Origin of the sequence: Phocaeicola sp., assembly GCF_048170425.1 — a bacterium.
Taxonomy (GTDB): domain Bacteria; phylum Bacteroidota; class Bacteroidia; order Bacteroidales; family Bacteroidaceae; genus Phocaeicola.
This window is the reverse complement of the sequence record NZ_DBEXBB010000315.1, coordinates 1-8474: the sequence shown is the minus strand read 5'-3', so window position 1 is coordinate 8474 and position 8474 is coordinate 1. Positions and strand designations below refer to the sequence as shown.

Here is an 8474-nt window from a genome sequence, read left to right as displayed (position 1 = left end):
AAATGAAGAAAATGAATTCTATGGCTATCTTACTGAGCGCATGCTTAGTATTTAGCGGATGTGGTATGACCAATACGGCCAAAGGTGGAATGATTGGAGCAGGAAGTGGCGCTGCGCTGGGAGCATTAATCGGAGGTATTGCCGGTCACGGAAAAGGAGCAGCCATCGGTGCAGCTGTAGGTGCAGCTGTAGGTACAGGTGCAGGAGTACTGATTGGAAAGAAAATGGACAAAGCCGCTGCAGAAGCAGCACAGATTGAAGGCGCTCAAGTAGAACAAGTGACCGACAACAATGGCTTGCAAGCTGTAAAGGTAACTTTTGATTCTGGTATCCTGTTTAACACCAGCAGTGCGACATTGAGTTCTTCTGCAAAATCTGCATTAAGCAAGTTTGCCAACAACGTACTCAATCAGAACAAAGATATGGACGTAGCAATCTACGGATATACTGACAATACCGGCTGGAAAAACAGTACAGCAGAACAAAGCCGCCAGAAAAATCTGGATCTTTCACAAGAACGCGCCCAGAGTGTATCAAGCTACCTACTAACTTGTGGCGCTTCTTCTAGCCAGATTAAGTCTGTAACAGGTATGGGTGAAGAAAATCCCGTAGCAGACAACTCTACAGCTGCCGGACGTCAGGAAAATCGCCGTGTAGAAGTGTACATGTATGCCAGCCAGCAGATGATTCAGCAAGCTGAAGCTGGAACTTTACAATAAGCCACAAACTTTATAGTAATAAACATCGATTATGCCGGGTCTGAAAGATCCGGCATAATTTTCATCCCAAAACAGACATTACATGATCAAAAAGCGAATTTTAAGGTATATACGTAACCTGACAATTTTTTTCTTTACGACTACCATTTTATCGGTCATTGCCCTTAGATTCATCCCTGTTTACATTACTCCTTTGATGGTAATACGGAGCGTTGAGCAATTGGCAAAAGGCGAAAAACCGGTTATGAAACATAAATGGGTTCCCAAAGAAAAAATATCACGTCATCTTCCAATGGCAGTCATTGCCTCTGAAGATAACCGTTTTGCCAGTCACAACGGGTTTGATTTTAAAGAAATCAGCAAGGCAATTGAAGAAAACAAGAAACGTAAAAAAGCCAGAGGAGCCAGTACCATCAGCCAGCAAACAGCCAAGAATGTATTCTTATGGCCCTCTTCTTCCTGGATAAGAAAAGGATTCGAAGTGTATTTCACGGTATTGATAGAACTAATATGGGATAAAGAAAGAATCATGGAAGTCTATTTGAACTCAATCGAAATGGGGGATGGCATATATGGAGCAGAAGCCGTGGCGAAAGCTCACTTTCACACCACGGCCTCTCAACTCACCCGTAAACAATGTGCGCTCATTGCAGCCAGTCTTCCGAATCCAATTAAATATAATTCCGGGAAACCGAGCCCCTATATGTACAAGCGCCAACAGAAAATCATGTATCTGATGAAATGCGTGCCTGCCTTTCCAGAACAAGCCGAAAAGTAATGAAATACACTAAGACTCCGAATCACCTTTCAGAATCGGAAGGGTAATCTTATACTTGACAGCCAGAATACGAGTCAAAAAAACTGTAACTCCTCCTATAATCTGTGCAATGACAGACTCCATGTCAAGCACCAGACAAATCCAATAAACCAACCCGCCAATAACACAAGCCATGGCATAAATTTCCTTACGGAAGATCAGCGGAATCTCGTTGATAAATATATCGCGCAACACTCCTCCTGCCGCACCAGTTATACTGCCCATGATAATGGCAATCCAAAAGGGATATCCCAATACATACGCCTTGCTGAATCCTACAATTGTAAATAGAGCCAGCCCGATGGTGTCAAAGATAAAAAAAGTATTATTCAAGCGAATCACATACTTGCCAAACAAGATAACAAAGAACATAGCAAAAGCAGTACAAATCAGGTATATTGGGTCTGTCATCCAGGCAGGAGTCACATCCAGAAGAAGATCACGTATGGTTCCTCCCCCAATGGCCGTAGCCAGTCCTACCACATAAGCTCCAAACCAGTCAAACCGTTTGGCTGAAGCAAGTCGTATACCACTAATGGCAAATGCAAAAGTCCCTATAAAATCCAGTATCGTTACAAACGAAGGCATTTGAAAAAAAACATCCATAGCAGCAATTTTACCAAGTATAACTCAAACCAAAACTAAGCAACTCCTGTAACTGAAAATAACTGTCGTTCTCTTCACGAGTTACCCCATCATCAAATCGGCCATGAACAAACAGTTTAGTAGAAAGATATTTATTGATGGAAAACGTAAATGTATTTTCCCATTCACCCAACACCTTCTCATAATTGGTAGTATAAGAGAAACGAGACTCCCACATCAGAGCCGAAAGTATTTTCCATTTTAATGTAGATTCCAAACGGGAACCCCATACACTTTCCCTCTTATGCCCTGCCTTGATATTGAATTTTGTAGGATCAACCCTATCACTAGCTACACTATACAAAGTGTAGTTTATCGGATTCACCAGCACAGACAGGTTACATACTCCGTCCTTCACAAACTTATAGTCCATACCAAGACCCACATTCAATTCGGCAGGTGAGAAGAAAGCAGAGACCAGATTATCTGAATTGGTATCATAATTAGAGAAAAGCTGCGTCTTGAATTCTGCCGACAAAGTATAATACCATCTGCTGAACGCCTTATAACCTAATTTAGAACTCAAACGGAGCAAGTCATTGTTGGCCTTGTAGCTATGTACGGTATCTGAAGGAGCTGTGATAAATCCCAGTTTCCACTCTATCTTATTTTCAAACTGAACGCGCTGCCTGTCATCATAGTTAGCCTGCCAGGTAAAGCCTGAAAGCAATGATTTTGTACTTTCACCACCCTTATACCAGTTACCCGAAATGTAGTTCTGTGAGAACTGCAGATAACCATTTCCACCAAATGTCCAGAAATTAGGTTTGATAACCAGCAGGTCTTTTTCTGTCACCTGATTAGGCAATTCATTATTCTGCATCATGTCCAGCAGATTCTCTTTTCTGGGCTGATTCACAATTACCTCACCATATATTGGCTTTAAGCCTTTCAAATTCGCCTCATTCTGTCTCACCAAATTCGGATAAGACAGATAGAAAGAAAGCAACTGTCTGTTCACCGACTTATCCACTTGGGCAGAACGACGCAAATCGGGCACCTGCGACAAGCGGTTTTCCAGCACGTTCTCTTTTATAAAAGGTATCCGAGGCTTCCAGTCAGAAATACTAAAAGCCTGTTCAATCGGAGCCTCATAATAAGTAGCCGGCATCGACAACTTATAATAATCCGGATTCGGGCGGATGCCCGTAATCAACAAATAAATGTCATCCCAACGCTCCAGCTGTGCATCGTAATTCCGGCGGAAATTCTGCAACATCTGCCAGAAATTCCGCACCTCCAATGGGGGAAGTTCCACCTTTTTCTTTACTGCCGGAACCACTTTCTTTTGTGCTGCTTCCTGTAAACTATCCATAGGAACCGTTACACTCAAAGAATCTACCGCATTTTTTAGTGTATCCGATTTTACCACATCCGAAGACACTTCCATTTCCTGTGCAGCCAACCCACCGCACACCATAAGCAATACCAAGAAAAGACTCGCCTTTTTCATTTTTGTCATTCTTAAAATCTTGTGCAAAAGTACGATTTATTTCCCAAAGAAATTCGCTTTCATACCTACTAAATTACACAATAAACTATTTTCTATCTTCCATTGCTTAAAATTTTACTTGTACTACCAGAAAACTTAAGGATATTTGAAGTTAAACACGGTTTTACTCTTCTTACTTTTGCGGGTTCAGCTTTTTTTTATAATTTTGCAAACTTGAAGAAATAGTTCTTCCATGTGGGAAAAATATCGTTTCCCGGCATTTCAGCTGTCGCGTTCTTACAGAGACAGAGAAAGCAGACCGCATTAAGTTGTTGAATTTAATTTTTAAATATTCATATTGTGGCAGAAACAAAGTATATTTTCGTAACAGGTGGTGTAGCCTCTTCATTAGGTAAAGGAATCATCTCATCATCTATCGGTAAGTTGCTGCAGGCCAGAGGCTACAGCGTAACCATCCAGAAGTTCGACCCGTATATTAACATCGACCCGGGAACTCTGAATCCCTACGAACACGGAGAATGCTACGTAACCGTAGACGGACATGAAGCCGACCTCGACTTAGGACACTACGAACGCTTCTTAGGCATCCAAACTACCAAAGCCAACAACATCACTACTGGACGCATCTACAAAAGTGTAATCGACAAAGAACGCCGTGGTGACTATCTTGGTAAGACTATCCAGATTATCCCTCACATCACTGACGAAATTAAGCGCAATGTCAAATTGCTGGGCAACAAATATAAATTCGATTTCGTCATTACTGAAATCGGAGGAACCGTGGGCGATATCGAATCACTTCCTTATCTGGAAAGTATCCGCCAGCTGAAATGGGAATTAGGAAAGAACGCTTTGTGCGTACACTTGACTTATGTACCCTATCTGGCTGCTGCCGGTGAATTGAAGACCAAACCGACCCAGCATTCTGTAAAAGAACTTCAGTCTGTGGGTATCCAGCCAGACATCCTGGTGCTTCGCACAGAACACGAACTCAGCATGGGACTGAGAAAAAAAGTTGCTTTGTTCTGCAACGTAGACGAAAGTGCTGTTATCCAGTCAATGGACATGCCTACTATTTACGAAGTGCCTTTGCGTATGCAAGAACAGAAGCTGGATGTAACCATCCTCGAAAAAATGGGACTTCCAGTGGGAGAAACTCCTACCCTCGGTCCGTGGAGAGACTTCCTGAACCGTCGTTACAATGCGACTGAAAAAGTAAAAATCGGACTGGTTGGAAAATACGACCTGCAAGATGCATACAAGTCTATCCTGGAGGCGCTTTCACAGGCTGCGACCTACAATGACCGGAAGGCCGACATCCACTTTATCAACAGTGAAAACCTGACCGACAACAACATTGAAGAGCACCTGAAGGACATGGACGGTGTCATCATCTGCCCGGGATTCGGACAACGTGGTATCGAAGGCAAGTTCGTAGCCATCAAATACTGCCGTACACACAACGTGCCTACATTTGGTATCTGTCTGGGTATGCAGTGCATTGCCATTGAATTTGCCCGGAACGTATTAGGATACGCTGATGCCAACAGCCGTGAAATGGACGAAAAAACTCCGCACAATGTCATCGACATCATGGAAGAACAGAAATCCATTACCAACATGGGAGGCACCATGCGTCTGGGAGCCTACGAATGCGTTATTGACCCGAACTCCAAGACTTACGAAGCTTACCAGAACGAACACATCCAGGAACGCCACCGTCACCGTTACGAATTCAACAACAACTACAAGGAAGAATTTGAAAAGGCAGGCATGAAGTGCGTCGGCATCAATCCGGAATCAGACCTGGTAGAAATCGTGGAAATCCCGACCTTGAAATGGTTCATCGGTACCCAGTTCCACCCGGAATATAGCAGTACGGTATTAAAACCGCATCCGTTGTTCCTGTCCTTCATTAAGGCAGCCATCAACAAATAATCCAAACATAACATTGTAAAGAAATAGAAATGGACAAAAACACGTTAGTGGGCTTTATCCTGATTGGAGCCGTCATCGTGGGATTCGGTATCTACAACCGCCCCAGCCAGGAAGAAAGAGCACGCGCACAGCACTATCAGGACTCTATACAACAGGTCATCAAGCAACAAGAGGAAGCTCAAGAAAAGCAGGCCGTTGCAGCCATTGAAGCTGCACGCCCTGACAGTACATCCCTCTTTTTCCAGTCTGCACAAGGTACGGAACAATTTACCGTACTGGAGAACGAGCTGGTTCAACTGACTTTCTCCAACAAAGGCGGACGGGTAAGCAAAGCACTGCTGAAAGAGTATAAAGACCAGAAGAAGCAGCCCCTCATTCTTTTCGAAGGGGAAGATGCTTCCATGAATTTCGGTTTCGAAGGAAAGAATGAGAACATCCTCAGCCAGCAAATGTACTTCGAGATGACCAATGTGACCGATTCTACAGTGACCATGCGGTTAAATGCGGCCAATGGCGGACATCTGGATTTTAACTACCGCCTGCTACCTCACTCCTATATGGTAGACCTTACCGTTCAAGCCAGTGGCATGCAGAATTTCTTCTCTCCCTCTACCAAGAGCATGAACATCGAATGGAAACAGCGTGCCCGCCAGATGGAAAAAGGTTACAATTTTGAACAGCGTTACACATCATTGACCTACAAGCCGGTAGACGACAGCTTCGATTACCTGAGCGAAACAAAAGATGAGAAAGAAACCATTCCTGAAGCGCTCGACTGGGTGGCTTTCAAAAACCAGTATTTCTCCTGCGTCTTCATGGCAGAGCAGAACTTTGACAACGCTACTCTTGAGTCGAAGATGGAACAGCAGGGAAGCGGCTACATGAAGAACTATGCAGCCGACATGAAGACGGCTTTCGACCCGACGGGTGCCAAAGCCTCTCACATGCAGTTCTATTTTGGTCCGAACCACTTCAAGACACTGCTGGCCAGCAACGACTTAAGCTTTAAGAACAAAGACCAGGAACTGGAAGACCTGGTTTATCTGGGATGGCCGATTATCCGTCTGATTAACCGCTGGTTCACCATCAACCTGTTCGACTGGCTGTCAGGCTGGGGACTGAGCATGGGCATGGTGATTCTGCTTATGACCATCATCGTCAAGGTACTGGTACTCCCTACCACCTGGAAGTCGTTCATCTCATCTGCCAAGATGCGTGCCCTGAAGCCGTATGTAGATAAGATTAACGCCAAATATCCGAAGCAGGAAGATGCCCTGAAGAAACAGCAGGAAACCATGGCACTCTATCGCCAGTACAATGTCAGCCCGATGGGTGGCTGTCTGCCGATGTTGTTGCAGACTCCGGTGTTCATGGCTCTCTTCTTCTTCGTGCCGAACGCCATCGAATTGCGCCAGCAGGGATTCTTGTGGGCCGATGACCTCTCAGCTTACGATGACCTGATTAGCTGGAGCTACCATATTCCGTTACTGGGCACCCACCTGAGTTTGTTCTGTCTGTTGTTCAGCATCACCACGGTGCTCAACCAGATTATCATGATGAAACAGCAGGACATGGGCAACAATCCGCAGATGGCAGCCATGAAATGGATGATGTATATCATGCCTGTGATGTTCTTCTTCATTTTCAATGACTATGCATCTGGATTGAGCTATTATTACTTTATCTCCGGTCTGATTGGTATCATTACCATGTGGATTATGCGCCGCATGACCGATGAAAAGAAGCTGCTCGCCCAGCTGGAAGCTAACAAGAAAGAACCTTCGCAACAGAAGACAAGCGGACTGATGGCCAAGCTGGAAGCCCTGCAGAAAGAACAGGAACGTCTCCAGAAAGAACGTCAGGAACGCATGGGAGGTAAGAAAAAATAAAAAGATTATCTCGCTCAATACCGCAGAGCGCCCCTCAATGGCATACAGACAAGCCATCGAGGGGCGCTCTTTTTCTTGCTACATTCCTCTTTTTCCATTTATTGTCTTACCTTTGCAAAAACAAAGGTAAAACCATGAACTACTTTTCAAAGCTCTATACCCGATGGCAACATTTCCTGCACAACGAAGCATTGAAGCAGAAAGTATATTCCATCGTTTTCGAATCAGACACACCGAAAGGGAGACTGTTCGACATCATACTAATCAGCAGTATCATTATCAGTGTGCTGATGGTCATACTGGAAAGCATGCACTTATTCTCTCCCACATCCTACTGGATATTAAGACTGCTGGAGTACTTTCTTACTCTTTTCTTTACAATAGAATACCTGGCCCGTATCTATTGCCTGAAGAACCCCCAGAAATACATCTTCAGTTTTTTTGGCCTGGTCGACCTGCTGGCTACCCTTCCGGTTTATCTGAGTTTCTTCCTGAAAGGTGCCCATTACCTGCTGGTCATCCGGGCTTTCCGGCTCATCCGGATATTTCGTATCTTCAAGCTGTTCTCCTTCATCAGCGAAGGCAATCTTCTGCTACGCTCCCTGCGTATCAGCGCGCCGAAAATATCCGTATTTTTCTTTTTTTTCTCATCCTGATCACCTCAATGGGAACCATCATGTATATGATTGAGGGGGATGTGCCCGGATCCGAATTCAACAATATCCCTAACAGCATTTATTGGGCCATTGTCACCATGACCACGGTAGGTTATGGCGACATCACACCCGTCACTCCAATCGGACGTTTCCTGTCGGCTATCATTATGCTGACCGGTTATACCATCATCGCTGTACCCACGGGAATTGTGTCCGCAGCAATGGTAAGCCAGCAAAAGAAACAGACGGAACTCAAATGTCCTTACTGCCACCGAACCGGTCATGATGCAGAATCCGTCTATTGCAAATACAGCGGAAAGGAATTGAAACAAGATACAACAAGAGAAATTCAAAACG

6 protein-coding genes and 1 pseudogene are annotated in these 8474 nt (G+C 44.5%); 5 read left to right on the top strand and 2 right to left on the bottom strand.

The features are described 5' to 3' along the window. Positions 1 to 2: 2 nt before the first annotated feature. The gene (locus tag ACMJ0U_RS12205) at positions 3 to 719 is read left to right on the top strand and encodes an OmpA family protein (protein ID WP_417130150.1); all 717 of its coding nucleotides are present in this window, start codon (positions 3 to 5) and stop codon (positions 717 to 719) included. A gap of 82 nt (positions 720 to 801) precedes the next feature. Then, complete coding sequence (mtgA, locus tag ACMJ0U_RS12200) at positions 802 to 1497, top strand: monofunctional biosynthetic peptidoglycan transglycosylase (protein ID WP_417130149.1); 696 nt, start codon at positions 802 to 804, stop codon at positions 1495 to 1497. 9 nt (positions 1498 to 1506) lie between these two features. Here mtgA and ACMJ0U_RS12195 read toward each other — a convergent pair whose 3' ends face one another. Then, entirely contained in the window at positions 1507 to 2124 is a 618-nt protein-coding gene (locus tag ACMJ0U_RS12195) for a trimeric intracellular cation channel family protein (protein WP_417130151.1), read from the bottom strand. Between the two features lie 28 nt (positions 2125 to 2152). Further along, positions 2153 to 3634 (bottom strand): DUF3078 domain-containing protein, encoded by a 1482-nt coding sequence (locus tag ACMJ0U_RS12190; RefSeq protein ID WP_417130148.1) that lies wholly within the window; start codon positions 3632 to 3634, stop codon positions 2153 to 2155. A gap of 339 nt (positions 3635 to 3973) precedes the next feature. On the opposite strand from ACMJ0U_RS12190, the gene ACMJ0U_RS12185 reads away from it, so the two are divergent. The 3 genes and pseudogenes from ACMJ0U_RS12185 to ACMJ0U_RS12175 form a co-directional block, all read left to right on the top strand. After that, entirely contained in the window at positions 3974 to 5572 is a 1599-nt protein-coding gene (locus ACMJ0U_RS12185) for a CTP synthase (protein WP_417130147.1), read from the top strand. Positions 5573 to 5601: 29 nt separating this feature from the next. After that, a complete protein-coding gene (gene yidC / locus ACMJ0U_RS12180) occupies positions 5602 to 7461 on the top strand; it encodes a membrane protein insertase YidC (RefSeq protein ID WP_417130146.1) in 1860 nt (619 codons plus the stop codon). 134 nt (positions 7462 to 7595) lie between these two features. Then, positions 7596 to 8474: pseudogene (locus ACMJ0U_RS12175) on the top strand (ion transporter); the annotation flags it as partial.